The 26,387-nt window shown below is 61.9% G+C and carries 29 protein-coding genes and 3 tRNA genes; 20 read left to right on the top strand and 12 right to left on the bottom strand.

The window, feature by feature from the left end; translation table 11 throughout:
- Positions 1-206: 206 nt before the first annotated feature.
- The 4 genes from NKJ93_RS03250 to NKJ93_RS03265 all read left to right on the top strand — a co-directional run bounded on the left by NKJ93_RS03250 (position 207) and on the right by NKJ93_RS03265 (position 3,625).
- Entirely contained in the window at positions 207-1,415 is a 1,209-nt protein-coding gene (locus tag NKJ93_RS03250) for a glycosyltransferase family 87 protein (RefSeq protein ID WP_352587594.1), read from the top strand.
- An 88-nt stretch (positions 1,416-1,503) separates the two neighbouring features.
- Positions 1,504-2,391 carry a DMT family transporter gene (locus NKJ93_RS03255; RefSeq protein WP_023717516.1) on the top strand — a complete coding sequence of 296 codons (888 nt, stop codon included), beginning with the start codon at positions 1,504-1,506 and terminating at the stop codon, positions 2,389-2,391.
- Positions 2,392-2,410: 19 nt separating this feature from the next.
- Positions 2,411-2,860, top strand: coding sequence for a GFA family protein (locus NKJ93_RS03260; protein ID WP_023717515.1), 450 nt, complete (start codon positions 2,411-2,413; stop codon positions 2,858-2,860).
- 141 nt (positions 2,861-3,001) lie between these two features.
- Positions 3,002-3,625 (top strand): peptidoglycan recognition protein family protein, encoded by a 624-nt coding sequence (locus NKJ93_RS03265; protein WP_023717514.1) that lies wholly within the window; start codon positions 3,002-3,004, stop codon positions 3,623-3,625.
- A gap of 45 nt (positions 3,626-3,670) precedes the next feature.
- On the opposite strand, the gene NKJ93_RS03270 is transcribed toward NKJ93_RS03265, so the two are convergent.
- Positions 3,671-3,928, bottom strand: coding sequence for a GlsB/YeaQ/YmgE family stress response membrane protein (locus NKJ93_RS03270; protein ID WP_023717513.1), 258 nt, complete (start codon positions 3,926-3,928; stop codon positions 3,671-3,673).
- Between the two features lie 159 nt (positions 3,929-4,087).
- Between NKJ93_RS03270 and NKJ93_RS03275 the strand changes: the two genes are divergently transcribed.
- Positions 4,088-4,555 carry a YidB family protein gene (locus tag NKJ93_RS03275; RefSeq protein WP_023717512.1) on the top strand — a complete coding sequence of 156 codons (468 nt, stop codon included), beginning with the start codon at positions 4,088-4,090 and terminating at the stop codon, positions 4,553-4,555.
- A 178-nt stretch (positions 4,556-4,733) separates the two neighbouring features.
- Here the strand turns inward: NKJ93_RS03275 and NKJ93_RS03280 are convergent.
- A tRNA-Gly gene (locus tag NKJ93_RS03280) sits at positions 4,734-4,807 on the bottom strand.
- 67 nt (positions 4,808-4,874) lie between these two features.
- Positions 4,875-4,959 (bottom strand) — tRNA-Tyr (locus NKJ93_RS03285).
- 201 nt (positions 4,960-5,160) lie between these two features.
- On the opposite strand from NKJ93_RS03285, the gene NKJ93_RS03290 reads away from it, so the two are divergent.
- Both NKJ93_RS03290 and NKJ93_RS03295 read left to right on the top strand, forming a co-directional pair.
- A complete protein-coding gene (locus NKJ93_RS03290) occupies positions 5,161-6,015 on the top strand; it encodes a TrmH family RNA methyltransferase (protein WP_352587597.1) in 855 nt (284 codons plus the stop codon).
- A 13-nt stretch (positions 6,016-6,028) separates the two neighbouring features.
- The gene (locus tag NKJ93_RS03295; protein WP_352587600.1) at positions 6,029-6,445 is read left to right on the top strand and encodes a DUF6508 domain-containing protein; all 417 of its coding nucleotides are present in this window, start codon (positions 6,029-6,031) and stop codon (positions 6,443-6,445) included.
- On the opposite strand, the gene NKJ93_RS03300 is transcribed toward NKJ93_RS03295, so the two are convergent.
- The 3 genes from NKJ93_RS03300 to gcl all read right to left on the bottom strand — a co-directional run bounded on the left by NKJ93_RS03300 (position 6,442) and on the right by gcl (position 10,156).
- Positions 6,442-7,326 (bottom strand): 2-hydroxy-3-oxopropionate reductase, encoded by an 885-nt coding sequence (locus tag NKJ93_RS03300; protein ID WP_352587603.1) that lies wholly within the window; start codon positions 7,324-7,326, stop codon positions 6,442-6,444. The two genes, NKJ93_RS03295 and NKJ93_RS03300, sit on opposite strands and share 4 nt — an antisense overlap.
- Positions 7,327-7,553: 227 nt before the next feature.
- Entirely contained in the window at positions 7,554-8,351 is a 798-nt protein-coding gene (gene hyi / locus NKJ93_RS03305) for a hydroxypyruvate isomerase (protein ID WP_352484572.1), read from the bottom strand.
- 23 nt (positions 8,352-8,374) lie between these two features.
- Positions 8,375-10,156 carry a glyoxylate carboligase gene (gene gcl, locus NKJ93_RS03310; RefSeq protein WP_352496178.1) on the bottom strand — a complete coding sequence of 594 codons (1,782 nt, stop codon included), beginning with the start codon at positions 10,154-10,156 and terminating at the stop codon, positions 8,375-8,377.
- 202 nt (positions 10,157-10,358) lie between these two features.
- Here gcl and bhcR point away from each other — a divergent pair, with 202 nt between their 5' ends.
- On the top strand, positions 10,359-11,216 hold the full coding sequence (gene bhcR / locus NKJ93_RS03315; protein WP_352587606.1) for an HTH-type transcriptional regulator BhcR: 858 nt from the start codon (positions 10,359-10,361) through the stop codon (positions 11,214-11,216).
- Between the two features lie 40 nt (positions 11,217-11,256).
- On the opposite strand, the gene NKJ93_RS03320 is transcribed toward bhcR, so the two are convergent.
- The 3 genes from NKJ93_RS03320 to NKJ93_RS03330 form a co-directional block, all read right to left on the bottom strand.
- Positions 11,257-11,613: a hypothetical protein gene (locus tag NKJ93_RS03320; protein ID WP_023717507.1), complete on the bottom strand. Its 357-nt coding sequence runs from the start codon at positions 11,611-11,613 to the stop codon at positions 11,257-11,259.
- A 489-nt stretch (positions 11,614-12,102) separates the two neighbouring features.
- The gene (locus NKJ93_RS03325; protein WP_352587609.1) at positions 12,103-12,546 is read right to left on the bottom strand and encodes a BA14K family protein; all 444 of its coding nucleotides are present in this window, start codon (positions 12,544-12,546) and stop codon (positions 12,103-12,105) included.
- Positions 12,547-12,589: 43 nt separating this feature from the next.
- Positions 12,590-12,757, bottom strand: coding sequence for a hypothetical protein (locus NKJ93_RS03330; protein WP_023717505.1), 168 nt, complete (start codon positions 12,755-12,757; stop codon positions 12,590-12,592).
- Between the two features lie 156 nt (positions 12,758-12,913).
- On the opposite strand from NKJ93_RS03330, the gene NKJ93_RS03335 reads away from it, so the two are divergent.
- The 4 genes from NKJ93_RS03335 to NKJ93_RS03350 all read left to right on the top strand — a co-directional run bounded on the left by NKJ93_RS03335 (position 12,914) and on the right by NKJ93_RS03350 (position 14,600).
- Positions 12,914-12,989: transfer RNA gene (locus tag NKJ93_RS03335), tRNA-Thr, on the top strand.
- 152 nt (positions 12,990-13,141) lie between these two features.
- On the top strand, positions 13,142-13,381 hold the full coding sequence (locus NKJ93_RS03340) for a hypothetical protein (protein ID WP_031193539.1): 240 nt from the start codon (positions 13,142-13,144) through the stop codon (positions 13,379-13,381).
- Positions 13,382-13,656: 275 nt separating this feature from the next.
- Positions 13,657-13,854, top strand: a complete 198-nt coding sequence (locus NKJ93_RS03345; RefSeq protein ID WP_352496180.1) for a hypothetical protein — start codon at positions 13,657-13,659, stop codon at positions 13,852-13,854.
- 107 nt (positions 13,855-13,961) lie between these two features.
- On the top strand, positions 13,962-14,600 hold the full coding sequence (locus tag NKJ93_RS03350; RefSeq protein ID WP_352496181.1) for a cupin domain-containing protein: 639 nt from the start codon (positions 13,962-13,964) through the stop codon (positions 14,598-14,600).
- A 6-nt stretch (positions 14,601-14,606) separates the two neighbouring features.
- Here NKJ93_RS03350 and NKJ93_RS03355 read toward each other — a convergent pair whose 3' ends face one another.
- Complete coding sequence (locus tag NKJ93_RS03355) at positions 14,607-15,221, bottom strand: TetR/AcrR family transcriptional regulator (protein ID WP_352587612.1); 615 nt, start codon at positions 15,219-15,221, stop codon at positions 14,607-14,609.
- 91 nt (positions 15,222-15,312) lie between these two features.
- Between NKJ93_RS03355 and NKJ93_RS03360 the strand changes: the two genes are divergently transcribed.
- The 7 genes from NKJ93_RS03360 (at position 15,313) to NKJ93_RS03390 (ending at position 22,893) form a co-directional block, all read left to right on the top strand.
- Entirely contained in the window at positions 15,313-16,419 is a 1,107-nt protein-coding gene (locus NKJ93_RS03360) for a polyamine ABC transporter substrate-binding protein (protein WP_352496183.1), read from the top strand.
- A 13-nt stretch (positions 16,420-16,432) separates the two neighbouring features.
- Positions 16,433-17,278 carry an ABC transporter permease gene (locus NKJ93_RS03365; RefSeq protein ID WP_352496184.1) on the top strand — a complete coding sequence of 282 codons (846 nt, stop codon included), beginning with the start codon at positions 16,433-16,435 and terminating at the stop codon, positions 17,276-17,278.
- Positions 17,279-17,280: 2 nt separating this feature from the next.
- Complete coding sequence (locus NKJ93_RS03370) at positions 17,281-18,063, top strand: ABC transporter permease (RefSeq protein WP_352496185.1); 783 nt, start codon at positions 17,281-17,283, stop codon at positions 18,061-18,063.
- Positions 18,060-19,124 carry an ABC transporter ATP-binding protein gene (locus tag NKJ93_RS03375; protein ID WP_023717498.1) on the top strand — a complete coding sequence of 355 codons (1,065 nt, stop codon included), beginning with the start codon at positions 18,060-18,062 and terminating at the stop codon, positions 19,122-19,124. The genes NKJ93_RS03370 and NKJ93_RS03375 overlap by 4 nt, the downstream gene beginning before the upstream one ends.
- A gap of 2 nt (positions 19,125-19,126) precedes the next feature.
- Positions 19,127-19,885: an MBL fold metallo-hydrolase gene (locus NKJ93_RS03380; protein ID WP_023717497.1), complete on the top strand. Its 759-nt coding sequence runs from the start codon at positions 19,127-19,129 to the stop codon at positions 19,883-19,885.
- 448 nt (positions 19,886-20,333) lie between these two features.
- On the top strand, positions 20,334-21,107 hold the full coding sequence (locus tag NKJ93_RS03385; protein WP_352496188.1) for an NAD kinase: 774 nt from the start codon (positions 20,334-20,336) through the stop codon (positions 21,105-21,107).
- A 190-nt stretch (positions 21,108-21,297) separates the two neighbouring features.
- The gene (locus tag NKJ93_RS03390) at positions 21,298-22,893 is read left to right on the top strand and encodes a DEAD/DEAH box helicase (protein WP_031193535.1); all 1,596 of its coding nucleotides are present in this window, start codon (positions 21,298-21,300) and stop codon (positions 22,891-22,893) included.
- An 80-nt stretch (positions 22,894-22,973) separates the two neighbouring features.
- Here NKJ93_RS03390 and NKJ93_RS03395 read toward each other — a convergent pair whose 3' ends face one another.
- The gene (locus NKJ93_RS03395) at positions 22,974-24,986 is read right to left on the bottom strand and encodes a BTAD domain-containing putative transcriptional regulator (RefSeq protein ID WP_352496189.1); all 2,013 of its coding nucleotides are present in this window, start codon (positions 24,984-24,986) and stop codon (positions 22,974-22,976) included.
- Positions 24,987-25,161: 175 nt separating this feature from the next.
- Here NKJ93_RS03395 and NKJ93_RS03400 point away from each other — a divergent pair, with 175 nt between their 5' ends.
- Positions 25,162-25,404, top strand: coding sequence for a hypothetical protein (locus tag NKJ93_RS03400; protein ID WP_352496190.1), 243 nt, complete (start codon positions 25,162-25,164; stop codon positions 25,402-25,404).
- A gap of 25 nt (positions 25,405-25,429) precedes the next feature.
- Here the strand turns inward: NKJ93_RS03400 and NKJ93_RS03405 are convergent, their stop codons facing one another.
- The gene (locus tag NKJ93_RS03405; RefSeq protein ID WP_352587929.1) at positions 25,430-26,362 is read right to left on the bottom strand and encodes a LysR family transcriptional regulator; all 933 of its coding nucleotides are present in this window, start codon (positions 26,360-26,362) and stop codon (positions 25,430-25,432) included.
- Between the last annotated feature and the right edge of the window lie 25 nt (positions 26,363-26,387).

Below are 26,387 nucleotides of genomic sequence, written 5' to 3' on the forward strand. Positions count from 1 at the left end.
ACAAGTGCCTTGTGGCTGAGCGCGGCTCACTCGGTTCGAACCCATGATCCGATTTAGGGGATGTGGCCGATATGGGAATGGCAAGACGGAAATGTAAGATGGGCACGACCCAAGGCCGGAGGCGCCACAAACCCTTAATGACACTCCCTTAATGAGACTGGCTTAATGACACTGGAGCAGAATGGCGCCTGGGCACTTGCGGGTAAATGAGCATCATGCGGATTGCCACCATCGCGACAGGGCAGAACCTGCAACGTCTGATCTATCTGGCCATATGCGGCTTGATCTGCACTTACATCGGCGTGCTTGGCATTTCGATATTGATCGGCAGCTGGCTGTTCGACGAAAACGGGCGGCCGCTGGCGACCGACTTCATCGCATTCTGGGGGGCTGGCAAGCTTGTCCTGCAAGGCCATGCCGCCGATGCCTATAATTGGGACCTGCACAAGAGCATCTCGACCGCTGAAAGCGGTGCTACCTTCGACGGCTATTTTTCATGGCAGTATCCTCCGACTTTCCTGATCGTGACCGCCGCACTGGCGTTGCTATCCTATCCGGCTGCATTGGTTGCATGGATGGCGACCGGGATAACGCTCTACGCCGCCGCCATACGGCTGATCGGGAACACACGCGTTGCGATTCTGGCAGCCATGGCCTGGCCCCCCGTGCTTTGGAATACCGTGGTCGGCCAAAACGGCTTCATTACCGCTGCGTTGCTTGGCGCAGCCATCGCCTCGATCGAAAAACGCCCCGCGCTGGCCGGCCTCTGCTTCGGCCTGCTCACCTATAAGCCGCAATTCGGTCTGATGATCCCGCTTGCGCTCATCGCCGGAGGCTTTTGGCGAGTGATCGGTTGGGCCGCTGTTTCCACCACCGTCATGATCATGCTTTCCATCGGCCTCTTCGGCGCCGAGATTTGGTCCGATTTCTTCGATGCCGCCGCCAAGGTCAACGGCACCATTCTCGTCGATGGTAGGGCTGACTTCTCCAAGCTTCAAAGCCTCTACGGTTTTGTCCGCGCGCTTGGGTGGAATTGGACGCTCGCATGGACCGCGCAGGGCCTGCTCATCGCAGTTCTGAGCGCCGGCATTGTCTGGATATGGCGTCAAAAAGTGGCGTTCGACGTCAAGGCAGCAGCGCTCGCAACCGTGACGATTCTCGCTTCGCCTTACGCGTTCATCTATGATTTCGTGGCTCTTGCCATCCCGCTGGCGTTTCTAGGAAAATCAGGATTTTCGGCGAAAGAAAGCGCTGTCGTGATCGCTGCCGGAATTCTGCTCGTCTCGGGCCCCTCGGACCACCTGGCCACCGCCTTTCTCTCGGCGCTGCTTGTGTCAGGCCTGGTGGTCGGCCGCGCATGGCAGGCTTTTCCGACACGCTTGGCTTCGCGGGCTGGAGCGCTCAACGTGAATTGAAGCCATAATCCGTTCGCTTGCCGCTGGAAATCCGTTCGCTTGCCGCTGGCCCATTGCCGCTGCTGCGCCGGTCTGATTTCGTCGGCCCATGCATTTCATCCCGACTGCCATCCGAGGCCCGCTGTTCATGGTCGTTTCGACCGGGTCCTACATCGTGAACGACACGATGATGAAGCTCGCAACCGCGGGACTGCCGCCCTATGAGGTGCTGTTCCTGCGCGGCGCTGCGGCAACATTGTGGGGCATTCCGCTGCTGTTCATGCTGGGCTATGGCAAGCAGATCCCGCTGATCCTCGACGCGAAGGTGTTGCGCAGGAACCTGCTCGAACTGGGTGCTATCCTTTGCTACGTGGTGGCGCTCGCCAACATGCAGATCGCCGATTCGACCGCGCTTGGGCAGATCACACCCTTGCTGATGCTGGTCGGCTCCTCGATCCTGTTTGGCGAACGGATCGGCGGGGTGCGGCTGGCGCTGATCGGCCTTGGCTTTATCGGCGCGGTGATGGTGGCACAACCGACGATGCAGGGGATTTCGGTCTACGCCCTGCTGGCGCTGGGCAATGCCGCTCTGTCCGCGGCACGCGATCTGGCGGGACGCAAGGTCGCCGCCGAGGTGCCGGGGATGGTTGTTGCCATTTCCGCGGTGGTCGTGGTGCTCGCCGGCGCCGGCGTCGCGCATCTGCTTTCCGAGCAGTGGGTCGTGCCTGAAACCCATCACCTGCTGCTGATGGCGGGGGCCGGACTGTTCCTGATCTTCGGCCACTTCTTCATCTTCATGGCCTATCGGGTCGGGCCGACCAGCGTGGTGGCGCCGTTCTACTATTGCTTCACCGTCTGGGCGGTGATTTCGGGCCTGGTGGTATTCCGGCAACTCCCGAATGCGCTGGCCATCTGCGGTATCCTGCTGGTGGTGGCCAGCGGGTTGACAATCGTCTCGCTCGACGAGCGCAAGCGCCGGTTGACTGTCGTCGCCTAGAGCGGAAGTGGAGAAGCGCATGGCAAGCCCGGAAAGCAACCAGAATGCAAGCAACCGCACGCTCACCGGAAAGTGCCTGTGCGGCGCCGTTCAGTATGCGGTGGCGGACGCGTTCATCTATGCCGCGAACTGCCACTGCTCGAACTGCCGGCGCACCACCGGTTCGGCGTTCAAGCCATTCGCCGGCATCGAACGCGACAGGCTGAGCCTGACCAGGGGCGAGGACAATCTCATGATCTTCGGCGACGAAACCGGCCATAACGCGCACTGCAAGACTTGCGGCTCGTTGCTCTATTCGGTGGTCCGCGGCGGTGCCTTCGTGCATGTCGCCATGGGAACCCTGGTCGACGAGCCGACCATCCGCCCGACGCAGCACATCTTTGTCGGCTCCAAGGCGAAGTGGTTCACGATCACCGACGACCTGCCGCAATATGAAGAACACGTGGTCGCTGGAGATGCCGACGAATAGCTGACCGTTAGAAAACGCTCAACCAAATTATCGTTTCGTTTTCGCGTCCGTCGCCAAAGAAACTATACTGTGCTCCGTCACCGAACCTATGTCGCGGGGATTTCTGTGGCATTACCGCCCGAGTGGTTGCCCAATGTTGCGATGAGGCGCGTCATTTGCCATTGGACGGCGGGCTCGCATTCGGCCGGCGATACCGAGAAGGATGCATATCACATACTGGTCGAGGGGAATGGCCGTCTGGTCAGGGGCCGGCCTTCGATCGCGCTCAATTCCGGCCGGGTAAAACCGGGATATGCCGCGCACACGCTCAACTGCAACGGCGGCTCGATCGGGGTTTCGCTCTGTTGCATGGCCGGGGCGGAGGAAAGGCCGTTCGATGCCGGCCGCTATCCGATGACCAGGGCGCAGTGGGACGCGATGACCGCGGTTGTCGCCGAACTCTGCAAATATTACCGCATCAAGGTCACGCCCAAAACGGTGCTCTCGCACGCCGAGGTCGAAAGCAATCTCGGCATCGAGCAACGCGGAAAATGGGATTTCACCCGGCTGCCTTTCGATCCGACGATCAGCGGCGCAAGCGGCTGCGGCGAGCGGCTGCGCCGCGACGTGACGGCGGCAATGAGCTCGATGCCAAATCTGCCGGTGAGGATTGGGCGGGATGCCGTATGGCAGCGATTGCTGGAGGAACTATGGCCGATCATGGTGAGAGGGCTGGAAGCCGGCCTCAACACGCTGATCCGCGAAATCCTCAGAAGGATCAGATAGGCGGTCGGCATTCACCCGAATGCCGACGCAACTGCCGGACGGCTTCTATAGAGCCCTCTTGCCGCTGAACTGATGATAGGCCCAGAGGACAACCACGGCACCGACCACGGCTACGATCAGGCTATAGATGTTGAGCCCGGTAACGCCCGACGCGCCAAACGCGCTGAAGATGAGCCCTCCGACGATGGCCCCGACAATCCCGAGCACGATGTCGAGCACAAGGCCTTGCCCGCTTTTATTGACGATCTTGCTGCCTATGAAGCCGGCGATGACGCCGAGAATAATCCAGCTTAATATTGACATTTTTCCTCTCCGTTCCCCGCGCTCGATTACTTCCACATTATTAAGCAAAGCTCAAGCCAACTTGAAAATCATGATTACGGAAAGCTCAAACCGGCTTGAAATTCGCCATGGATGCGTCATTGTCGGAGACGGACGGGCAATTTGACATGGAGATCCACAATGGGACTGTTTGACAATGCCGTTCCCGGCGGCAACGTCGCCAAGCCGCTGATGATCGCGCTCGGCGCACTTTTGGTGGGAAAAATGCTGAGCGGTGGAAGTTCCGCCCAGCCGGAGGCAACGCAAAGCCCTGCCCCCGTCCCGCCTGATACAACAGCATCTGCCGATGGCGGCCTGCTCGGCGGTCTGGGCGGCCTGCTCGACAAACTGAAGGACGCCGGCCACGGCAACGTCGCCAATTCGTGGGTCGGTACCGGTCAGAACCAGCCGATCAACCCCAGCGATCTGGGCAGCGCTCTCGGGCCACAAATCATTCAGGAGATCGCGCAAAGGACGGGGCTGAACCAGCAGGACCTGCTCAAGCAACTGTCCGCAGCCTTGCCAGGGCTTGTCGACCAGCTGACGCCGAACGGGCAAGTGCCGCAGCAGAACCAGCTCGCGTCCATATTCAGCAAATTCGCGAGTTAAGGCATGTCGCCCAACACCCCCTGCGGTTTGGTACAACGACATGCATAAAACAACGGATTGAGGTCGTTGCGCGTCCGTCTGGACGCGCAACCAACACTTTGAATTATCGGCAAAGCGCTTCACTTGGCGGTGCCTGCTTCGGGATCGTGCGCGAGGGACGCCGCGGCTGCGGGAAATCTGGAGCGGGTAGCGGGAATCGAACCCGCATATTCAGCTTGGAAGGCTGCTGCTCTACCACTGAGCTATACCCGCGCCTTTCAGTCAAGCATCGGATACGCTCCGACGCTCGCTCTGCGTTTCAGGGCTTCCGGGCCGGCAGTGGTGGAGAGGGTTGGATTTGAACCAACGTAGGCATAGCCAACGGATTTACAGTCCGTCCCCTTTAACCACTCGGGCACCTCTCCAGTCTGCCGCCGGAGCCATGCAACGAGGCATCGACGCGTCGCGGCCGCCAAAGCAGCCCTTCCGCGAAGCGCCTTATGGCGGCAGCGCCCAAAACTGTCAACCACAACAGCCCGGCAAAAAGCGCTGAATTTCGCACCTCGCCTGACAAGCACCTTGTGCAGCTGTATCCATCGCCGGACGACACGGCTATAGAGGCCGCCATGAGCAACGATAACAAATCGAAGACCCCGAAAGATACCCACTACGCCAAGCTGCGCCGCGCGCATCGCGACGAGAAGAGCGGCGGCGCGCCGGCGTTCAGGCCACGCCAGCCGGTGCCGCCCGGGGAGAACGCGGCGGACGGGCTGGTGCGGCTTTACGGGCTGCACACGGTGCGGGCCGCACTCGACAATCCGCGCCGCAAGATCAAGAAAATGCTGGTGACGCGCAACGCTGCCGAGCGGCTGGCAATCGCCGATCTCGGCGCTTTGCCCTTCAAGGCGGAGTTGGTCGAACCCAGGGACATCGACAAGGTCACCGGCTCGGATGCCGTGCACCAGGGCGTGCTGATCGAGGCCGAGCCGCTGAAACCGAAACGCCTCGATGCGCTCGGCGACACCAGGTTGGTGCTGGTGCTCGACCAGATCACCGATCCGCACAATGTCGGCGCGATCCTGCGCTCGGCGGTGGCCTTCGGTGCCGGCGCACTGATCACCACGGCGCGCCACAGCCCGCAGGAATCCGGCGTGCTGGCGAAGTCGGCCTCCGGCGCGCTCGAGCATATCGACCAAATCGAGGTAAAGAACCTCGCCGATGCGCTCGGCCAGCTGCACGATGCCGGATTCCAGACCATCGGTCTCGATTCGGATGGACCGGCGGAGCTTGAAAAGAGTTTTTCCGGCGACAGAATAGCGCTGGTGCTCGGCGCCGAAGGCAAGGGCCTGCGCCAGAAGACGCGCGAGACGGTGACGACGCTGGCCCGGCTCGACATGCCCGGCGCCATCCGCTCGCTCAACGTGTCGAATGCGGCGGCGGTGGCGCTTTATGCGGCGAGGAAGTTTCTTTCGGCGGATTGATCGAGCGATTGGTATGTTAAAGGCGTTTTCAAACCAGGGAGAATGGCTCGCGCTTCTCGCGAGTACGATCGGCACATTAAGAACACTCACTCCGCCGGAGTTTTATGACGAGGCGAACGACCGCTACCACGCCGTGATGGATGACATATTCCAGCTTGTCCACGGCCTTGAGAATCCAGCCGATTTTGGAAAATTTCTCGACGTCAACGCCGGCCGGGAGAGTTGGTTGCCGGAGAACGCCGAAGCCCTGGCCTCCATGGACGTCACAGAGATCCATTATCGGGTCGCCAGCAACTTGGCCGATGAAAGGTGGGTTGACGGAGCTCTTAGCGAAGCGTTCGAGAACGGCACGCTTGTCCCAGCCCTTGAGCGGATAGCTGCCAATGTCGGTAAGTTCAAATTGACTGGCAGCAGCCAGCAAACTCTCTAGCCAATCTGGAAGTTCGCCATTCTTTCCAAAGCCCTGACCAGCGCCGAATGATCCTCCTTTGACCCGCCATTCGCCGCGCACGAGTTGAACAATTGCTGCGTCGTTGAAGTGTTGGGCAGGGCGACGCCGAGCGCTTTCGCGCCTTCAAGGGCGAGATTCAGGTCCTTCTGGTGGAGTTCGATGCGGAAGCCGGGCGCGAAAGTGCGCTTGATCATGCGCTCGCCATGCACTTCCAGGATGCGCGAGTTTGCGAGCCCGCCCATCAGCGCCTGCCTGACCTTGGCCGGGTCGGCGCCTGCTTTCGATGCAAAAACAAGCGCTTCGGCGACGGCCTCGATGGTCAGCGCAACGACGATCTGGTTGGCGACCTTGGTGGTCTGGCCGACGCCGTTGGGTCCGACCAGAGTGATGTTCTTGCCAAGCTTCTCGAAGATGGGCCTGGCGCGTTCGAAGGCTTTTTCCTCACCGCCAACCATGATCGTCAGCGAAGCCGCCTTGGCGCCGACCTCGCCGCCCGACACCGGCGCATCGAGATAGTCGCAGCCGAGATCATTGATCTTTTTTGCAAATGCCTTGGTCTCGATCGGCGAGATCGAGCTCATGTCGATGACCAGCTTGCCTTTGGTCAAGCCGGACGCGACGCCATTGTCGCCGAACAGAACATCGGCCACCTGCGGCGTATCCGGAACCATGGTGATGACGATGTCGGCCGTTTTCGCAACGGCGTTGTGGCCGGAGACGGGCTTCAGACCCTTGGCGACGAGATCGGCCGGCGGTTTCGAGCGGTGGTCGCTGGCGAAGACTTGATAGCCGGCACCGAGCAGATGCCCCGCCATCGGCGCGCCCATAATGCCGAGTCCGATGAAGCCGATGGTTTCCATGTCTTTCTCCGTTTCTTGTTAAGGCGGCGTTCCTGCGCGCCCCCTCTGGCCTGCTGGCCATCTCCCCCACGAGCGGGGAGATCGGCAGTTCGCGCTCCGGCCCTTAAACTTTCCCGACCTCGAAAATTGGCGAAAGCGGCGGTGACATCCAATCTCCCTCCTTGTGGGGGAGATGGCCGGCAGGCCAGAGGGGGGCGCGCAGGAACGCGACGTGCGATACGTAGCGTCTATGCCGCCGCACTCCCCTGCCCGGCCCCGTCCCGAAACCACCCGAGCCCGGCTTCCGTTCCGCCCTTCGGCTTGTACTCCGCCCCGACCCAGCCGGGGTACCCGATCCTGTCGATGTGCTTGTATAAAAAAGGAAAATTGATCTCGCCCGTCCCCGGCTCATGACGGCCAGGATTGTCCGCAAGCTGGATATGCGCGATGCGGTTGAGGTTTGCCTCGATGGTACGGGCGAGATCCCCCTCCATGATCTGCATGTGATAGATGTCGTATTGCAGGAACAGGTTCTTCGAGCCGACGCGGTCGATCAGCGCCAGCGCCTGGTCCGAGTAATTCAGGAAGAAGCCCGGGATATCGCGGGTGTTGATCGGCTCGATCAGCAGCCGGATGCCGGCCTGCTCCAGCTTTTCCGCCGCGAAAGCCAGATTTTCGGCGAAGACGTCTTCCAGCACGGAGCGATCGACGCCCTGCGGCGCGATGCCGGCGAGGCAATTGACCTGCTCGCAACCCAGCGCGTGCGCGTAGGTGACGACCTTGGCAATGCCTTGCCGGAACTCCGGGATGCGGTCCGGCAGGATCGCGATGCCGCGCTCGCCCTTGGCCCAGTCACCGGCAGGCAGGTTGAACAGGACCTGCGTCAACCCGTTCTGCTTCAACCTTGCCGCAACGACATCCGGCGCATGGTCATAGGGACCGATATACTCGACACCCCTAAAGCCCGCTCGGGCGGCGGCATCGAAGCGGTCGAGGAAGTCGTGCTCGCCAAAGAGCATCGAAAGATTGGCTGAAAACCGTGGCATGGCAGTAATTCCTCATAAAACAGCTAGTCGAGCATGACGATCGCCGTCGGCGCGTCTTCGTGATGCTCGGCAAGCTCCTCGAACTCGGTGATCTTGTCGATTTCGGTGCCCATCGAAACGTTGGTGACGCGCTCGAGGATGAATTCGAGCACAACCGGAACCTGGTGCTCGTTCATCAGGCGCTGCGCCTCCTCGAAGGCACCGGCGAATTCCTCCGGCTTGCGCACCCTGACGGCCTTGCAGCCCATCGCCTCGGCGACAGCGACATGGTCGACGCCGTAGCCAGCTTCGGCATCGCCCTGTCGATTGACGTTCTCGAAGGCCAGGCTGACTTCGAAATCCATCGAAAACCCGCGCTGCGCCTGGCGGATCAGGCCGAGATAGGCATTGTTCACGACGACATGGATGTAGGGCAGTCTGTGCTGCGCGCCGGCTGCCAGTTCCTCGATCATGAACTGGAAATCATAATCGCCGGAAAGTGCGACAATGGTACGGTCCGGATCGGCGGCGCGAACGCCGAGCGCCGCCGGCAATGTCCAGCCGAGCGGCCCGGCCTGGCCGCAATTGATCCAGTTGCGCGGCTTGTAGACATGCAGGAACTGCGCCCCGGCGATCTGCGACAGGCCGATCGTGGTGACGTAGGTGGTGTCGCGGCCGAACGCCTTGTTCATCTCCTCGTAGATGCGCTGCGGCTTCAGCGGCACCTGGTCGAAATGCGTCTTGCGCTTCATCGTCTTCTTGCGCTGCCGGCATTCGCCGGCCCAGCCCGACCAGTCGCGCAATTTCCCGGCCGTCCTCCATTCGGTGGCGACGTCGAGCAGCATTTTAAGCGCCGCACCGGCGTCCGAGACGACGCCAAGGTCCGGCGCGAAGACGCGGCCGATCTGCGTCGGTTCGATATCGACGTGGATGAATTTCTTGCCCTTGGTGTAGACGTCGACCGAACCGGTGTGGCGGTTGGCCCAGCGGTTGCCGATGCCTAATACGAAATCGGCTTCGAGCATCGTCGCATTGCCGTAGCGGTGCGAGGTCTGCAGCCCGCACATGCCAGCCATCAGGCGGTGGTCGTCGGGGATCGCGCCCCAGCCCATCAGCGTCGGAATGACAGGCACGCCGGTGACTTCGGCGAATTCGATCAACAGGTCCGACGCATCGGCGTTGATGATGCCGCCACCGGCGACGATCAGCGGCTTGTCGGCCGCATTGAGCATTTTCAGGGCCTTCTCCGCCTGAGCGCGCGACATTGCCGGCTTGAACGGCACCAGCGGCTCATAAGCATCGATGTCGAACTCGATCTCAGCCAGTTGCACATCGACCGGCAGATCAACGAGAACCGGCCCCGGCCGCGACGAGCGCATCAGATGGAACGCCTTCTGCAACGCCATCGGCACCAGATAGGGTTCCATGACGGTAACAGCCCATTTGGCGACGGGCGCGGCGATGGCGGCGATGTCGACAGCCTGGAAATCCTCTTTGTTGAGGCGAGCCCGCGGCGCCTGCCCGGTGATGCAGAGGATCGGGATGGAATCGGCAGCGGCCGAATAGAGGCCGGTGATCATGTCGGTGCCGGCGGGACCCGAAGTGCCGATGCACAGACCGATATTGCCCGATCTGGCGCGGGTAAATCCTTCGGCCATATGCGAAGCCGCCTCGACGTGCCGCGCAAGGATGTGGCGGATACTGCCCCTCGCCTTCAGCGCCGAATAAAGCGGGTTGATCGCAGCACCCGGCACGCCGAAGGCACAGGAAATGCCTTCCTTTTCGAGGACGAGAACCGCTGCGTCGACTGCGCGCATCTTGGCCATGTCAGCCTCCACGGAATTGTTGATGGCCGATGATGCCAGTGCGCCGACTACTTTTCAATTTTTTCAGAATATTTTTTCATTTCTAGAGAGCGGCTCTTGTGAATTGAATTGATTGGCCTTTCTGTTTTCCATGAATTCGCTTCGCAAATCGATGAAAAACTTTTTCATTGCTTGCTTGGGCGAACAGGGGAAGAATGGATCCATGGAAACCATCGAAAAACGCCAGCGCGGCCGGCCGCGCGCCTTCAACGGACCGTCCGAGGCCGCTTCGGTGCAGTCGCTGGACCGGGCGCTTCGCATCCTGGCAATCGTGGCCGACGGCAGTGGCCTGTCGCTGAGCGAGATCGCCGCCAGCTCCAGTCTGCCGGCATCCACCGCCTACCGCATGCTGACGACGCTGGAGAACCATGGCATGGTCGAGTTCGACGGCACCGACCAGCTGTGGTCGATCGGCGTCGAGACCTATCGCATGGGCGCGGCGTTCCTGCGCCGCCGCAAGCTGGTCGATCGCGCCCGCATCGTCATGCAGGAATTGATGGAGAAGACCGGCGAGACCGCCAATCTCGGTGTCGCCGAGGACGATTGCGTCGTCTTCGTCAGCCAGGTCGAGACGCACCAGGCGATCCGCGCCTTCTTCCGGCCGGGCACGCGCAGTTCTTTCCACGCCTCGGGCATCGGCAAGGCGGTGCTGGCGCATCTCGAGCCGGAGCGCGTCGCCACTATCCTGCGCCGGGCCGGGCTGGAGCGCTTCACTGAAAACACGCTGTCCGACATCTCGGCTCTCGCCCGCGACCTGGTGACGATCAAGCTGCGCGGCTGGTCAGTAGACGACGAGGAGCGGCATCCGGGCATGCGCTGCGTTGCCGCCGCCATCTTCAACGAGTTCGGCGAGCCGATTGGCGGCGTTTCAGTCTCCGGGCCGACGGTGCGGGTCACGCCGGAACGGCTGGCCGAGATCGGCCCGTTGGTGCGCGATGCAGCTGCGGAGGTGACGAGGATGATCGGCGGCCTGCCGACCCCTCCCGGCCTTGGCAGCGAACCGAGCGCATGGCAGCGCTGACCAGCGCCGAATGGTGCGACATCTGCCAGGATGGCCAGAGCTAGGCCCCGGGCACCGCGCTCTTGGTCGATAGGTCGTAGAAATCAAGCAGCATCGCCAGCCCAACTCCGCAGGCGGTGAAGATGAGGCCGGCAATGAAGATGCGATTGGCGCGTTCATAAACGCGCCGTTGTAGACACGTTATGTCGAGCAGCAACCGCAGCGCTCGTATCTGCAGGGCAATGCCGATCAAAATCGGCACGACGGCGGCCAGGTGATAGATTTCCCATGGTATCGGGTTGGCGGCCCAATGCGTGATGAAGCCCAGCGAGAACGCCAGCAGGATGCCGACGGTGGTGATTGTGCCGTTGCGGAAAATCGTCTCGATCGGCTCTTCGTTCGGATCGTGCTCGCCCAAGCGCCCTCTCCCTGTTTCGGCTCGGCAGTAGATTGCTGTTCGGCTTGTAGATTAGGCTGCTGGGAAACCCCTGTACATCGGCAAGAGCCGAACGGCGGGATAAGGCAGTTTTCAGTGTTGGCGATTAGCGAAAGCCGTGCGGCAATCCAATCTCCCCCCTTGCGGGGGAGATGTCCGGCAGGACAGACGGGGGTGCGAAGGATCGCCGACGTCGATGTTCAGCCACTCCAACTGGGAATTGGCGTAGGCTTGACTGTCATCTATTGACAAGTAGTGCGGGGCAGCACCCCCCTCTGCCCTGCCGGGCATCTCCCCCGCAAGGGGGGAGATTGGCAGTTTCGTCGACGGCGCCCAATTCAAAAATGATGAGCTATGCCGACATTGGCAGTCGAATAGGAACTCAGACATACAGAAAAAGGGGCGGTGGGATGCCCCTTCTTCCGGTTGCCTGAAACGGTCACCTCCTCTCAAAACGGGCGGTAGTGGCTCTCAAAGGTGGCAGCGATGGCGATAACCGTCGTACCCGACATAGGTGTCCGAGTACGGGTCGTAGCTCTGGTAGCGATTGAGGCAGCGCCGGACATGCCAGGAGCCGCCGTCTTCCTCGATATAGACGGTGCGCGGCTGGGCGAGCGCGCTGCCGAGCAGGAAGCCGCCGACACCTGCAGCAATGCCGATGCCGAGGTGCTTGTTGTAGTGCTTGTGATGGGCGGCCGAAGGCTGAACCGTACCAACCAGCATGGCGGCGGCGACGGTGGGGGCGACGAGGCCGGAAACGATGGTGCGTTTGAACATGACGATCTCCTTGTTGTGAGAGGCGACCCACCGCCTCTTGACCGTCAGTCGTCGCAACAAGGAAAAAGGTTCGAAGATCTTTTTGGATTTTTTCTCGAAGGGAGAAATCGCCCGGCCTGATGCGTCGGCCGCGACCACGAACAGTCGTCGGTCGACAGTTCACCGGAACAATCGGCAGACCTCAGCCCATGCCGGTGATATGGCGAAGCCAGAAGGCGAGCGCGATGAAGCCGATGATGGTGGTGACGCCGGTCCAGTCGATATTGGCGCGCTTCAGATCCCTGACGAGCTTCACCAGGAGAACCCAGGCCACGACGACGAGCGGGAGAATGATGACAAACCTGATCATGCGACAGCCTCGCTGATGCGATTGCACCTTCGGTCAATATAGGAAGCGAATTGGCCGTTTTCAGGACGCCCTGGCGGCAGAACCGGCGCGGTCGCGGCAGCCGAAAACGGAGTTTTGTCTTTACTGGCGCAGCAAATATGCTAACCCGAGCGCCGTGCCCTTGTAGCTCAGCTGGTAGAGCAGCGGTTTTGTAAACCGAAGGTCGGCGGTTCGATTCCGTCCGGGGGCACCAGTGCGGGCTTCTTGAGACCTCGGGGGCGCTTGATATCTGCTCGTCCCCGATATCCACAGGCCGGGGCCGTCAGATCGGTAGCACATCAGCTTCAACGCATATATTCCCTAGCGGAAACCATAGTTCCCTAGCGGAAAACCTAGGAGTCTTCGTTGGAGCAGAAACGCACGACCGCCCCCTTCATCAACGGTATGTTTGGCGGCCTTATCGTCTTCGCCTTCGCGCTTGGTTTCCGTTTCCTGATAAGTCCCGATCCCGATCCAGCATCAAGAGCAACGACAAGCCTTTCCGTACTGGCCTTTGCGATTTGTTTCGGCGCGGCTTTCCTCCGCGAGCATCGACGCCAGATTGCCGCCGCCAGAGAATATCTAAGCCGCCCAAGATCGTACTAGGGGCGTACGTGTCGGGACCGTCCTCGTCGGGTCACCAGAAACTTCCGTGAAATTGCTGGCAAAATCTGTCGCCAGACAACGAGCTAGCATCTCATATCTGGAAACGCTGAGCCCGGGCGTGTCTTCGCCGTTGCAGAGCCGTCATTTCGGCCCGCTCTCCCGGCCTCGGCCATCTCGTACCATTCGATTAAATTGCTCCTGTGTATATTAGCACTCGCTCAATTAAGCGCGCCGACAATGTCGGTGCGGCGGGCCAAAAACCAAAGGGTGTTGTCATGCGAAGTGATTTCGCCGCGGCGCGCGAGCTTTTGGAGTGCGCACAAAACCGCCTCTGCGGCGCGGATGAAACGAGCCGGCGCGTCAACGAGGCCCTCGACGCGCTGATTGAAGAAATAGCCATCGCAGAATTCCGCAAGGCGCCGCTGACGGTCGTGCCGTTTCCGCGAGCGCGGCCTCCAAAGCATATTCGGTAGGGCGTCGCGCCTGTGTTAACAGAACGTCGGCGCCTGTAGTCGTTGAAGCACCATGCCTTCAACCGTATAGTTGGCGGCGCTGATGCTATGAACCCACGAGCTGATCCATGTCACGCTGTGGAGATGTCTACGAGAACAAGGTGACCGGCGAATATGCTGTCATCCTGCGTGGCACGGAAGACCGCGGAGATGGGCCAGGCATCGCCCATCTGACCGCTCGGCCGGGAGCCGCAGTGGTGGGCGAGCACTTCCACCCGAACCTGACGGAACGGTTTACCGTCCTCGGCGGCCGGCTCGACGCTTGCATCGCCGGAAAGACTTTGTCTCTGGGGCCTGGCCAATCCGCCGCGATCGAAGCAGGCGTCGCACATGATTGGTGGAACAGCAGCAAAACCGAAGAAGCGCATGTCCTGGTCGAAGTCGACCGGGCACCAGGTGCGGATGATATCGACCCGAACCGTTTCGAGCTGCTGATTGGCATGCTCTTCGGCCTGGCCAATGCCGGCAAGGTGGACAAAAAAGGCAGGCCTTCGCCGCTTCAGGCAGCAGTCATCGCCAGGGAATTTGCCGACGTGATCGTCTTCACGCACCCGCCACCTGCGATTCAGCGAGTGGCGCTGGGGATCCTGGCGCCACTCGGCCATCTGCTTGGCTATCACGCGATCGACCCCGTCTACTGCAAGCCGCACGGGCACGTCACGCCGGCGCCCGAAGCCCTCGCTCGGGCAGGTCTTTCGGCTGGGTGACAGCAGTCAAACCCCAATCGCCGCCACCAATATCCTGTTCTGCCTGCGTATCGCCGTGCGCAGTTCGGCAATTCTCGCCTCCTCGCGCTTCACGAATTCGATGAACATCATGTTCATGTTGTTGAAGATGAGTTCGCCGAGCGCCGGCCCGTCGATGTCGCGGCGCACCAGGCCGAGCGCCTGCAGGCGGGCGATCAGCGCACGGATCTGCTCGGTCAGTGCCCGGTCGAGCGCGGTATAGGCCTGGCCGAACGGGCTGTCCGGCAGTTGCGTCGAGATCGCCATCGCCTGCCGCCACATCTCCTTGCTGAGATAATGCAGCGAATGTTCGATATAGATGCCGAGCAGCGTATCCAGCGCGTCGCCGACATTGGCCGGCGGGTTGGCGACGACGCCGCGCCCGGCATTGAGCACCTCGTTGACCTCCAGCGAGACGATGGCGCCGAGGATGTCGCCCTTGTTCTGGTAGTAATTGTAGATCGTGCCGACCGAGACTTCGGCCTGCGCCGCGATGGTCTCGATCTTGGCGCCTTCATAACCGGCATCGCGGAATAGGTCCGCTGCCGCCTCGATGATGCGGCGGTGCCGATCCGCCTTCTGCCTTGCCCGCAATCCGCTCATAGCGGCTGTTTGCCACAAAAACAGAATTGACTCAATTTTAGAATTGGTTCAATTTTTTGCCACAAGCCAAAAAGGCAAGGGAGAACACTCGATGTCCATCAATCCAAAGACCCCCAATCCAATTACCAGGAACCCGCTTTCCGTTCTGAAGAGCCATCTCCAAGGCGCGTGCGCCGCGGCAGCACTGCTGCTGGCGGCTGGCAGCCTCGCTCAGGCGCAGGACCTGAACGCGCTGATCTGGTGCGATCACGCCGATCCGGCGCTGTTGCAGCCGTTCGAGGAGGCCAACGGCGTCAAGGTCAATGTCAAGGAGTTCGAAGGCACCGGCGCCGGCCTGGCCATCGTCGATCAATCACAGCCCGGCGACTGGGACGTGATGGTGATCGACAGCATCGACGTACCGCGCGGCGTCGAAAAAGGCCTGTTCGAGCCGCTACCGGAAGACAAGCTGCCGCTGGTCGACCTGTTTCCGCAGGTGAAGATGGATAGCTCCACCGTCGTCGACGGCAAGCGTTACGGCATCACCGAAAAGTTCGGCTACAACACGATCGGCTACAACAAGACTAAAGTCGACCCGGCCGACATGCAGTCGCTTGCCGCGCTGACCGGCGACAAATACAAGGGCAAGATCGCCATCTACGATTATTACCTGCCGGTCATCGGCATGGCCGCACTGGCGATCGGCAAGAAGACGGCGGAACTGACCGAAGCCGACCTTCCCGCCATCAAGGAACAGCTGCTCAAAATGAAGGCCAATGCCAAGCTGGTCGGCGAAGTGACCGCCAGCCAGACAGCGCTGGCGACCGGCGAGGTCGACATACTGGTCGGAGGTGGCGAATGGGTGACGGCGGGGCTGGCCAAGGAAAACCCGGCGCTCGACTTCTCGATCCCGAAGGAAGGCGCCGTGCTGTGGTCGCAGTCGCTGGCAATGTTCAAGGATTCCAAGAACAAGAACCTGGCACTTAAATTCATCCAGTACATTATGAGCCCCGAAGGCCAGGCGCGGCTCGCCACCTCGTCCTGCTATTGGGGCATGCCGGCCAACACCAAAGCGGCGCTGAGCGACGAGCAGAAGAAGATCCTGCGCTTCGACGAGCAGCCGGAGTTCCTTGCCCGCGCCCAGTCCTATCCGGCGCCGAACGCCGATCTCGACAAGAAGATGCAGGACGTCTGGACCGAAATGCTGCAGGCGCAATGACCGGCTGCCGGTCGTGAACTTTTCCAGCAAGGGCGGGCGTGCCCTGCCCTGGGCGCTGGTCACGCCGGCGCTCGGCTGGACGTTGCTGTTCTTCGTGCTGCCCTTCGTCGCCATGGCGGTATCCAGCCTGACGGCGCATGAAGGCGGCGGCTTCACGCTGTCCAACTACAGCCAGTTCTTTGCCAATCCATCTTACTGGCAGGCGATGGTGAACTCGCTGCAGGTCACGGCCATCGTCACCGTGATCTCGGTGCTGCTTGCCTATCCCTTCGCCTGGATCCTGGCCGAGCAGGTGCCGGAGCGCTGGCAGCGGCTGGCGCTGATGCTGGCGGTGCTGCCGTTCTGGACCTCCTATGTCGTGCGTTCCTATTCGTGGCTGCTGGTGCTGGCGCAGAACGGCGTCGTCAACCGCGCGCTGACCGGCTCCGGGCTGTTCAGCGATCCGCTGCAGCTTGCCAATACGCGGCTAGCGACCGTCACCGGCTTCGTGCATTTCTTCGTCATGCTGTTGACGCTGACGATCTTCGCCAATCTGAAGCAGCTCAGCCCCAGCTACCGCAAGGCCGCAGCCGACCTCGGCGCCGGGCCGATCCGGACATTCCTGCATGTCGTTCTGCCGCTGACGCTGCCTGGCATCATGGTCGGCGCCTTCCTCACCTTTGTGCTGTGCATCGGCGACTACATCACACCGCAGATCCTCGGCGGCAACAATGAGCTGTTGATGCCGCAGCTCGTCATGATGCAGATCGGCCGGCGCGGCGATTTTCCGCTCGCCTCGGCGCTGTCGATCATCTTGATGGCGGTCGTCACCATCGCCTATCTCGCCTGCGCCCGTTGGTTGAAGATCGAGCGGGCCTGACCATGCGCGCTCTCATCCGCCTCGTCTCCGGCCTTTACGCCATCGCCATCTATGGCTTCATCTTCTTGCCGGTCGTCGTTCTGGTGCTGTTTTCGCTGCAGGCGACGTCGTTTCCGATCCCGCCCTTCACCGGGCCGTCGCTGCGCTGGTACGAGGCCGTGCTCGCCGATACGCGGCTCACCTCGGCGCTGGTCAACTCGCTGCTGGTGGCCGTCCTCTCTTCGGCTGTCGCCGTCACGCTCGGCTTTCTCTCAGCCTGGGGTTTTGCACGCTTCGCCTTGCCGGGCTCGGGCCTGATGCGTGGGCTGATCACGCTGCCACTGACCGTCAGCTATCTCATCATCGGCATGGGGCTGCTGGTACTGTTCAATTGGGCCGGCATGCCGAAGTCGCTCACTGCCGCCGGCATCGGCCATGTCGTGATCAACCTGCCGCTCTGCTTCGCCATCGTCTACAGCCAGATGGGCGACCACCAGATCAATATCGAGCGCGCGGCGCGCGACCTCGGCGCGCCCGAATGGAAGGTGCTGCTGCTGATCACCGTGCCAGTGATGGCACCGGCGATCTTCGCCGGTTTCTTCCTGTCGATGACCTTCTCCTGGGACGAATTCGTCATCTCGTTCCTGTTGACGCGCTTCGACACGACGCTGCCGGTCGAGATCTGGAACCTGCTGCGCTCCGGTCTCAATCCCAAGACCAACGCCGTCGGCTCGCTGGTCTTCGCCGTCTCCATCGTGCTGGTGGTATTGTTCGAGCTGATGCTGTTGCGGAGGAAGCCGGCATGACGGCGCCACTGGTCGATATAAGCTCTGTCTCGCATCGCTTCGGCCAGCACACGGTGCTGAAGAACGTCTCGCTGACGATCGAGCCGGGCAGCTACACGATCCTGCTTGGGCCGTCCGGCTCCGGCAAGACGACGCTTTTGTCCATTCTCGGCGGCTTCGTCATGCCGAGCGAAGGCAAGGTGCTGATCCGCGGCGAGGACTGCACCGCAGTACCACCGGCGAAGCGGCCGACGACGACCGTGTTCCAGGACTATGCGCTGTTCCCACATATGAGCGTCGGCAGCAATGTCGGCTTCGGCCTGCGCATGCAGGGTGTCAATGGCGCAACCCGGGCAGCAAGGGCGCGCGAGGCGCTGGCGCTGGTTGGCCTCGCCACCGCCTTCGACAAGAAGCCGCACCAGCTTTCCGGCGGGCAGCGGCAGCGCGTGGCACTGGCGCGCGCCCTGGTGGTCGAGCCGGCGGTGCTCCTGCTCGACGAGCCGCTCGGTGCGCTCGACCTCAAATTGCGCCGGCAGATGCAGGACGAGTTGAAGGCGATCCAGAAGCGTGTCGGCACCGCCTTCATCCACGTCACCCACGACCAGGAAGAGGCGATGGCGCTGGCCGACCATTGCGTGGTGATGAATGACGGGCGCATCGAGGATGAAGGGCCACCAGAGCGCGTCTATGCACGGCCGGCGACGCGCTTTTCCGCGACCTTCATGGGCGAAAGCACGCTGATTTCCGGAACAGTGACCGAGGCGAAGAGCGGCAAAATCACCGTCACCACGAAGCTTGGGTCGCTCTCGCTGGCTGGCACATTGCCGGCCGGCTCGACGGTTGCGCTGGCCGTCCGGCCTGAGCATCTTGTCCTCGGCGCTGCCAGCGGCCCTGTAGCGCTTGGCATGGCCAAGGTCAGCGACGTCGTCTTCCAGGGTAGCTTCAAGCGCGTGCTGGGAACCTCCACGACCGACCCGGCGTTGCACTTCATCGCCAAGGTCCCCTCCGCATCGGCCGTCCAGCCGGGCGACGTTGTCGCCGTATCGTGCGATGCTGGCGACGTCATCCTGCTTGCGGACTGAACATGAGCACGCTTCCAATCATCGACGCCGGCCACTGGTACGAAAGCATCCGCATGGGCGATGGCGTGACGCTGATCCACGAGCCGTGGATCAAGCCGTTCTTCCGCTGCAACATCTGGCATGTGCGGGGCCGCGACCGCGACCTGCTGTTCGACACGGGCCTCGGCCATTTCAGCCTGCGCCGCCACGTACCGCTGGTCACGGAACGCAAGCTCACCTGCGTGGCCAGCCACACGCATTTCGACCATATCGGCTGCCATCACGAATTTCCCGACCGCTGCGTGCACCCGGCCGAGGCCGAGATCCTCGCCGACCCGCGCAACGAATGGACGGTTGCCGACCGCTATGCCACCGAGGAGATGTTCGACGGCATGCCGCAAGGCTGGGACACGAATCGCTACCGGATCCTACCCGCACCAGCCGGCCGGTTGCTCGAACAAGGCGACATCGTCGATCTTGGCGACCGTACCTTCGAGGTCATCCATACGCCCGGCCATTCACCCGGCGGCATTGCGCTCTACGAAAACAGGACGGGCATCCTGTTTTCCGGCGACATCATCTATGACGGCCCGCTGATCGACGATGTCTATCACTCCGATATCGACGACTATGTCGAAACGCTGCTGCGCATGCGCGATCTCGATGTCTCGGTCGTGCATGGCGGCCATTTCCCGAGCTTCGGCAAAATCCGCTATCGCCAGCTTGTCGACGAGTATCTCGCGCAGAAGCGCCAGGCCGGCTGCCATCTGCTCGCCCGATAGGGACTAGCGTTGTAGCGTCAAAGCGCCCTTTGCGGGCAGGGTGTGCCCGCCGCGTCGCCGCAGCGTGAGGCCGTGGGCTCGGGTCTAAAACTCTTTTCCTCCGACTGACGCACCAGTTCCGCGAAAGCCAGGGCAAAACTTGCCAGCATCAGGAAGACGATAATCAAGCGTGCCAGCGGCAATAGATCGGCCTCGACTGGTTAGCCCCACGCCGCCCATCCACTGCCGGCTAACATGATCGATACGGCTTTACGAGAGTTTAAGGCAGGTCTTAACCATCACATCATTTTGTCCCCCGACATGATGCGCGAGCGCGCCTGTTTGGCCGCCATCTCAAGACACCTCCCTCCCTTTGCAGAAATGCCCGCCCATGCTAACCCGGCGCTGGCGCGACCCCGCAACCGGTCGCCACCAATCGGTCGTTGCCAATCGGTTGTCGTTGAGAGCCATGAGCAAAACCGCCAGCCGTTTCGCCTTCGTCTCATCCGGTACAGCCGACGCCAATGCAGCGCTGGAAAGCCTTTCGGCACGCTACGGCCAGGCATCCGTCGAGGATGCCGGAATCGTCGTGGCGCTCGGTGGCGACGGCTTTCTGCTACAGACCCTGCGCGAGACGATGAGCACGGGAAAGAGGGTCTACGGCATGAACCGTGGCACCATCGGTTTCCTGATGAACGAATACCGCGCCAGCGGCTTGACCGGGCGCATCGCGGCTGCGGTCGCCGAAACGATCCGTCCGCTGGAGATGCAGGCGGTGACGGCGGAGGGTGAGACGATTTCGGCGCTGGCGATCAACGAGGTCGCGCTCTGGCGCCAATCCTACCAGACGGCCAAGATCCGCATCACCGTGGATGGGCAAGAGCGGCTGGAGGAATTGCACTGCGACGGCGTGATGATTGCGACGCCGGCCGGCTCGACCGCGTATAATCTGTCGGCGCACGGGCCGATCCTGCCGCTCGACGCTCCGCTGCTGGCACTGACCCCGGTCAGCCCGTTTCGTCCGCGCCGCTGGCGCGGCGCGCTGCTGTCCAACAAGGCGATCGTGCGTTTCGACATTCTGGAGCCGGAAAAGCGGCCGGTGAATGCCGCCGCCGACCACACCGAGGTCAAGGCGGTGACGACGGTCACGGTGAGGGAATCGCCGACGGCGACGGCGACGCTGCTGTTCGATCCCAACCATTCGTGGAACGAGCGCATTCTCGCCGAACAGTTCCGCTACTGAGCCGGCGCAGCAGCCACTGCGCAAATTAAGCATCGCGATTAAGGTTACGACTTCACAATCGCGCCAATGCCGCCCGTTTGTGTTGACAAATCGTAGGCTTGCGCCTACCTGCAATACCAATCTTGCAGGCGCGCGGCGCTTGCCGCGACTGCCTATGTTGCGCCCCCGAACCAGCCAAAGACAGCCAAACTTGTCCTCAGACACCCAGATCGCTCAAGAAGCGTTGACCTTCGCAGACCTCGGCCTGTCGCCGAAGGTCCTTTCCGCAGTTACCGATGCCGGCTACACCGAGCCGACGCCGATCCAGGCTGGTGCTATCCCGCACGCCTTGCTCGGCAAGGACGTGCTGGGCATTGCCCAGACCGGCACCGGCAAGACGGCGTCCTTCGTCCTGCCGATGCTCACCCGGCTGGAAAAGGGCCGCGCCCGCGCCCGCATGCCGCGTACGCTGATCCTCGAGCCGACGCGCGAGCTAGCCGCGCAGGTCGAGGAAAACTTCGTCAAATACGGCAAGAACCACAAGCTCAACATCGCGCTGCTGATCGGCGGCGTGTCCTTCGACGAGCAGGACAAGAAGCTCGAGCGCGGCGCCGACGTGCTGATCGCGACTCCCGGCCGCCTGCTCGACCATCGCGAGCGCGGCAAGCTCCTGCTCAATGGCGTCGAGATCCTCGTCATCGACGAGGCCGACCGCATGCTCGACATGGGCTTCATCCCCGACATCGAGCGCATCTGCGAGATGATCCCGTTCACCAGGCAGACGCTGTTCTTCTCAGCGACGATGCCGCCGGAGATCACCAAGCTCACCGAGAAGTTCCTGCACGCGCCGGTGCGCGTCGAAGTGTCGAAGGCTGCATCGGCCGCCACCAACATCATCCAGCGGCTGGTGAAATCCGGGCCAAAGCCTTGGGACAAGCGCGAGACGCTGCGCAATCTGATGAAGGCCGAGGATGCCGAGCTGAAGAACGCCATCATCTTCTGCAACCGCAAGGTCGAGGTGTCGGAGCTGTTCCGCTCGCTGCTGAAATATGATTTCGACGCCGGCGCCCTGCACGGCGACATGGACCAGCGCGCGCGCATGCAGATGCTGGCCAATTTCCGTGACGGCAAGCTGCGCTATCTCGTTGCTTCGGACGTCGCGGCGCGCGGCCTCGACATTCCCGACGTCAGCCATGTCTTCAACTACGACGTGCCGATCCACGCCGAGGATTATGTCCACCGCATCGGCCGTACCGGCCGCGCCGGACGCTCCGGCAAATCCTTCACCATCGCGACCAAATCGGACACCAAATACATCGACGCCATCGAACGGCTGATCGGCACCAAGATCGAGTGGCATGACGGCGACCTGTCGACGGTCGTCGTCAGCGAAGGCGGCGAGGATGAGGCCCCCCGCCGTGGCCGTGGTGCGCCACGCCGCGCCGGGCGCAAGGACGACGCCAAGGACAGGGGCGAGCGCAAGCCGCGTGAACGCCACGCCAAACGTGGCGAGGAAACGGCGCCGGAAGCGGTGAGCGAGGAACAGCCGGTCGTGGCCGAAGCCGCGGTCGCCGACATCGGCGAGCGGCGTACCCGCAAAGAGGCGATCCGCTCGGAAAACAGCGAGCGCCAAGCTTCACCTGAACGGAAGGCTTCGCCCGATCGCAGCGAGCGGCGCGCGCCGGAACGCGGCGATACCAGGCCACAGCGCGAGCGCCCTGCCCGTCAGCGCCAGGAAGACAATGACGCGACCGTGGGCTTCGGCGACGACATGCCGGCCTTCATGCGGATCGTCGCCAAGGTCTGATACCACAGCGCTCGCGCGTCCCGCCGACGCGCGAAGCACGAAGCCGGCATAAGACGGCCTCGCCTCACGCTGAGATGGCGTTAGTCCGGCAGGCCCGCCTTGCGAAGGCCTTCGATGTACCTGCTGCGATCGTCCGGTCGATAAAACGGCGGCAGCACCTCGGCAAGATTCGAAAGCCGCAGCGAGGGATCGAGCTCGCAGACCCGGGCCATCATCTGCTGCGCTTGCGACAGGCGCCCCGCAAGGGCATGACTCGCCGCCACTACACGCATCGCGCTCACGTAGTTCGGTTGGTACCGCAGCGACTTTCCCGCCCAAGTGGCGGCGTCATCGTAGTGGCCGGCACAAAAATGAGCGAGCCCGGTGTTGAATTGCCAAGCGAACAGGCGTGGATCCAATGGGCTTAGGCGCATGGCAAGCGCGGCGTGCTCGACGGCCTTGCCTGGCTCGCCAAAGCAAGCCCTGACCCAGCTGCTTAGGCCCCACGCGGCCGCTAGATTCGGGTTGAGAACGAGCGCGCGATCGATGCAAGCCGCACTGTCGTCAAGGTCGCCACCTACGTAGCCGAGCACGTATCCACCGAAGGAAAGCGCAATCGCATCGTCCCTTCCGAGTTCGACCGCTCTCCTGGCCAGTCGAGTAGCCTCGGCATTCTCTTTCGCGCGGTCGACCATCCAGCCGTTGCTTTTTCGGGTAGCATAGCACCGCGCCGCCCGCGCATAGGCTGCGGCAAACTCCGGGTCACCGTCGATCGCCTTCATGAAGAGGCGCAAGGCATCGTCAATGGCCGACCTACTAGTGATCGTCCGGTCAAAGGCCGCCAGCCCGCGGAGATAGTAGTCATAGGCGTCGAGGCTTTCAGTCGGTTTGCGTTTGGCACGCTCGATCTCAGCCTCCTCCATTTTCGGTGTGATTGCGCCGACAATGCTCGAGGCGACCTGGTCCTGCAGATCGAAGACTTCGGCGAGCGCTCCGTCAAAACGGTCGGCCCAGAGATAGGCCCCTGTCGAGGTGTCGATGAGCTGCCCGGCGATGCGCAGGCGGTCGCCAGCCCGGCGAACACTTCCCTCGACCACATAGCGCACGCCCAGCTCACGCCCGACCTGCTCTATGTCTACGGACCGTCCCCTGTAGGTGAAGCTCGAATTCCGTGCGACTACGAACAGATGACGAAAGTGAGCCAAGGCCGTGACAATGTCTTCCACCATACCGTCGGCAAAATATTCCTGCTCCATATCACCGCTTAGATTCTGAAACGGCAGCACCGCTATCGATGGGTGGTCGTCGCGCCTCGTCGGGGCCGCCAGAACCTGCGCCAGTGATGCGACGCCGGAGCTTGGCTCCGGCCGCGGACGTTCAGGTCGTTCACGGGACTGCAGAGAAGCCGCCAGCGAGCTTGTCTGCTCCTCAGGCTCTGCATCCAGATGTTTTTTCAAAGCTGCCCGACACAGCTCGAACTGGCGTAAGGCGGCGTTTTCGTGACCTCGATGAGCGTGGATGCGGATCAGCGCCCGATGGGCCGCCTCCGCCGTCGGATCCGGGGCGAGCAATCTCTCCGCGAGCCCTTCGCAGGCCGTCTCTTCCGCTGAGCCGGGTGCGGGCAGCGCCAGGCTCAGCCGATCGACCAACTGCAGCGCTTTGCGCTGATACTTGCTCAGATAAGGTCTAAACCACTCGTCCAGTTCGTCAGGAATGGCTTGCCCGGCAAGCAGCTCACCGCGGTACAGATCGGCGGCGAAGTCGAGATCAGTGGTCCGGCCCTCCTCCAGCTTCCGGTCGAAGATCGAGATGTCCGCCTCATCCGGACCGGCAATAAGCGCGACGGTTTCCTGATCCCCATCGATGTAGACGGTGGCATCCGAGTTGGCGGGGAACGTGCGCCTGATGTCGACCAGCGCCTGACGCAAACTATTGCGGGCCTGCCCATTGCTTCGCCCCGGCCAAAAGGCTTCGGAAAGCTGCTCGCGACGATGGCCGCGGCGGCCTGCGAGAACCAGAGCAGCAAAAAGAAGCGAAGTCTTGCGTGTGGCGAACCGGACGGGCCGGCGCTCCGGGGAAGTAACCTCCAGGCCACCAAGCAACCGGATGCGCACAAATCGTCTCCAGACTTTGACCGCGGCGACAGAATAGCATCTCGGTGGATCGATTTAACACCGATTTAACGGCGGATCGTCGGACTCCTCCCAATTGTTCACACACAGCCGAACAGCCCGAAAACACCTGCGTGGCACGCTCCCATCCGCAAACTCGAAATGGGAGACCAAAACAATGGCTCACACGGAAACTCGCGCCGCCCGCAGCATGTCCAAACGCTTGCTTGGGTCTAGCCTGAAAAGCGCAGCAATGATGATCGCTGCCTTCACGGGATGGCGGCGGACCGCCGCAAGACGCAGGGCACTGGCAGATTTGACGATCGATCAGCTGAACGACATCGGTCATTTGGAGGTCCATCAACCAGCACCCGACGCCGTCAAGGCAGTTCTGATCACGAACTTGATATCGATGAGGTAAGATCGGCGCTCAGTTTGGTTTGGCCCTAAAGGTTCCTGAGTTCCAGGCGAGATGCCAACAGGTCCAGAAAAGCGCGTACTTTGGCCGAGGACGACCTGCCTTCCGGCCACACGGCATGTATCGGCACCGGCACCGGCTCGAATTCGGTCAGAACCAGCTCCAGGCGGCCATCGTCCACCAGGTGTTTTACCTGCCAAAGCGGGGAGTAGCCCAAACCCAATCCGTGAACCGCGGCTGCATAGATCGATATCATCAAATTCGACCGGAAGGTGCCCGCGACCTTCACCGGCCGGGGCTTGCCTTCAATCTGAAACATCCATTCGCCCGGGCGGCCGTCAACGGTTCGTACCATGCATTCATGCTCACGCAATTCGAGCGGATGGGCCGGTCGGCCGTGTTGTCGAAAGTAGGCAGGTGCGCCGAACACGACGCGCCGCAGCGCCCCCAGCCGCTTCGCCCGGAGACTGGAATCCGGCAAATCGCCGATCCGGACCGCCAGATCGAGACCCACGGCATCCAGATCGACAAATTCATCGGAAAGCTGGAGGTCAACCTCAACCTGGGGATATGTCCGCATATAGTCGGCGATGACCGGCATCAGGAAATCCGGGCCGAACAGAACCGGGGCACTCACACGCAGGATGCCGGACGGCTCGGATCGTCGGTTGGCCGCCTGAAGCCTGGCTTCGTTTATTTCCTCGATGGCGGGCTTGATGCGTTGGAAAAAGGCCGCACCGGCTTCGCTCGGCGTCGAGCGGCGCGTCGTCCTGTGCAGAAGCTCGACCCCGATGGATTCCTCCAATGTCGTCAAAGACCGACTGACCGACTGCAGTGAGCGGTTCAGCCGGCGTGCGGCAGCCGTTAGGCTGCCATGCTCGACAATGGCAATGAAGGCTTCGAAATCATCTATCCGGCTCATCGCGTATTTCTCCCGAAAATCGGGATAAACTATCGCCACATCGATCAATTGTAACGCAGTTCGC

The sequence above is a fragment of the Mesorhizobium sp. M0028 genome (assembly GCF_040323855.1).
Taxonomy (GTDB): domain Bacteria; phylum Pseudomonadota; class Alphaproteobacteria; order Rhizobiales; family Rhizobiaceae; genus Mesorhizobium.

Coding starts and splice junctions, on each gene's coding strand:
- NKJ93_RS03345 (WP_352496180.1), top strand. CDS start 13,657: ATGCGAAGTGATTTCGCCGCGGCGCGCGAGCTTTTGGAGTGCGCACAA.
- NKJ93_RS03300 (WP_352587603.1), bottom strand. CDS start 7,326: ATGGAAACCATCGGCTTCATCGGACTCGGCATTATGGGCGCGCCGATG.
- NKJ93_RS03265 (WP_023717514.1), top strand. CDS start 3,002: ATGAGGCGCGTCATTTGCCATTGGACGGCGGGCTCGCATTCGGCCGGC.
- NKJ93_RS03360 (WP_352496183.1), top strand. CDS start 15,313: ATGTCCATCAATCCAAAGACCCCCAATCCAATTACCAGGAACCCGCTT.
- NKJ93_RS03260 (WP_023717515.1), top strand. CDS start 2,411: ATGGCAAGCCCGGAAAGCAACCAGAATGCAAGCAACCGCACGCTCACC.
- NKJ93_RS03385 (WP_352496188.1), top strand. CDS start 20,334: ATGAGCAAAACCGCCAGCCGTTTCGCCTTCGTCTCATCCGGTACAGCC.
- NKJ93_RS03400 (WP_352496190.1), top strand. CDS start 25,162: ATGGCTCACACGGAAACTCGCGCCGCCCGCAGCATGTCCAAACGCTTG.
- NKJ93_RS03370 (WP_352496185.1), top strand. CDS start 17,281: ATGCGCGCTCTCATCCGCCTCGTCTCCGGCCTTTACGCCATCGCCATC.
- NKJ93_RS03330 (WP_023717505.1), bottom strand. CDS start 12,757: ATGATCAGGTTTGTCATCATTCTCCCGCTCGTCGTCGTGGCCTGGGTT.
- gcl (WP_352496178.1), bottom strand. CDS start 10,156: ATGGCCAAGATGCGCGCAGTCGACGCAGCGGTTCTCGTCCTCGAAAAG.
- NKJ93_RS03255 (WP_023717516.1), top strand. CDS start 1,504: ATGCATTTCATCCCGACTGCCATCCGAGGCCCGCTGTTCATGGTCGTT.
- NKJ93_RS03275 (WP_023717512.1), top strand. CDS start 4,088: ATGGGACTGTTTGACAATGCCGTTCCCGGCGGCAACGTCGCCAAGCCG.
- NKJ93_RS03270 (WP_023717513.1), bottom strand. CDS start 3,928: ATGTCAATATTAAGCTGGATTATTCTCGGCGTCATCGCCGGCTTCATA.
- NKJ93_RS03375 (WP_023717498.1), top strand. CDS start 18,060: ATGACGGCGCCACTGGTCGATATAAGCTCTGTCTCGCATCGCTTCGGC.
- NKJ93_RS03250 (WP_352587594.1), top strand. CDS start 207: ATGAGCATCATGCGGATTGCCACCATCGCGACAGGGCAGAACCTGCAA.
- NKJ93_RS03380 (WP_023717497.1), top strand. CDS start 19,127: ATGAGCACGCTTCCAATCATCGACGCCGGCCACTGGTACGAAAGCATC.
- NKJ93_RS03355 (WP_352587612.1), bottom strand. CDS start 15,221: ATGAGCGGATTGCGGGCAAGGCAGAAGGCGGATCGGCACCGCCGCATC.
- NKJ93_RS03290 (WP_352587597.1), top strand. CDS start 5,161: ATGAGCAACGATAACAAATCGAAGACCCCGAAAGATACCCACTACGCC.
- bhcR (WP_352587606.1), top strand. CDS start 10,359: ATGGAAACCATCGAAAAACGCCAGCGCGGCCGGCCGCGCGCCTTCAAC.
- hyi (WP_352484572.1), bottom strand. CDS start 8,351: ATGCCACGGTTTTCAGCCAATCTTTCGATGCTCTTTGGCGAGCACGAC.
- NKJ93_RS03350 (WP_352496181.1), top strand. CDS start 13,962: ATGTCACGCTGTGGAGATGTCTACGAGAACAAGGTGACCGGCGAATAT.
- NKJ93_RS03295 (WP_352587600.1), top strand. CDS start 6,029: ATGTTAAAGGCGTTTTCAAACCAGGGAGAATGGCTCGCGCTTCTCGCG.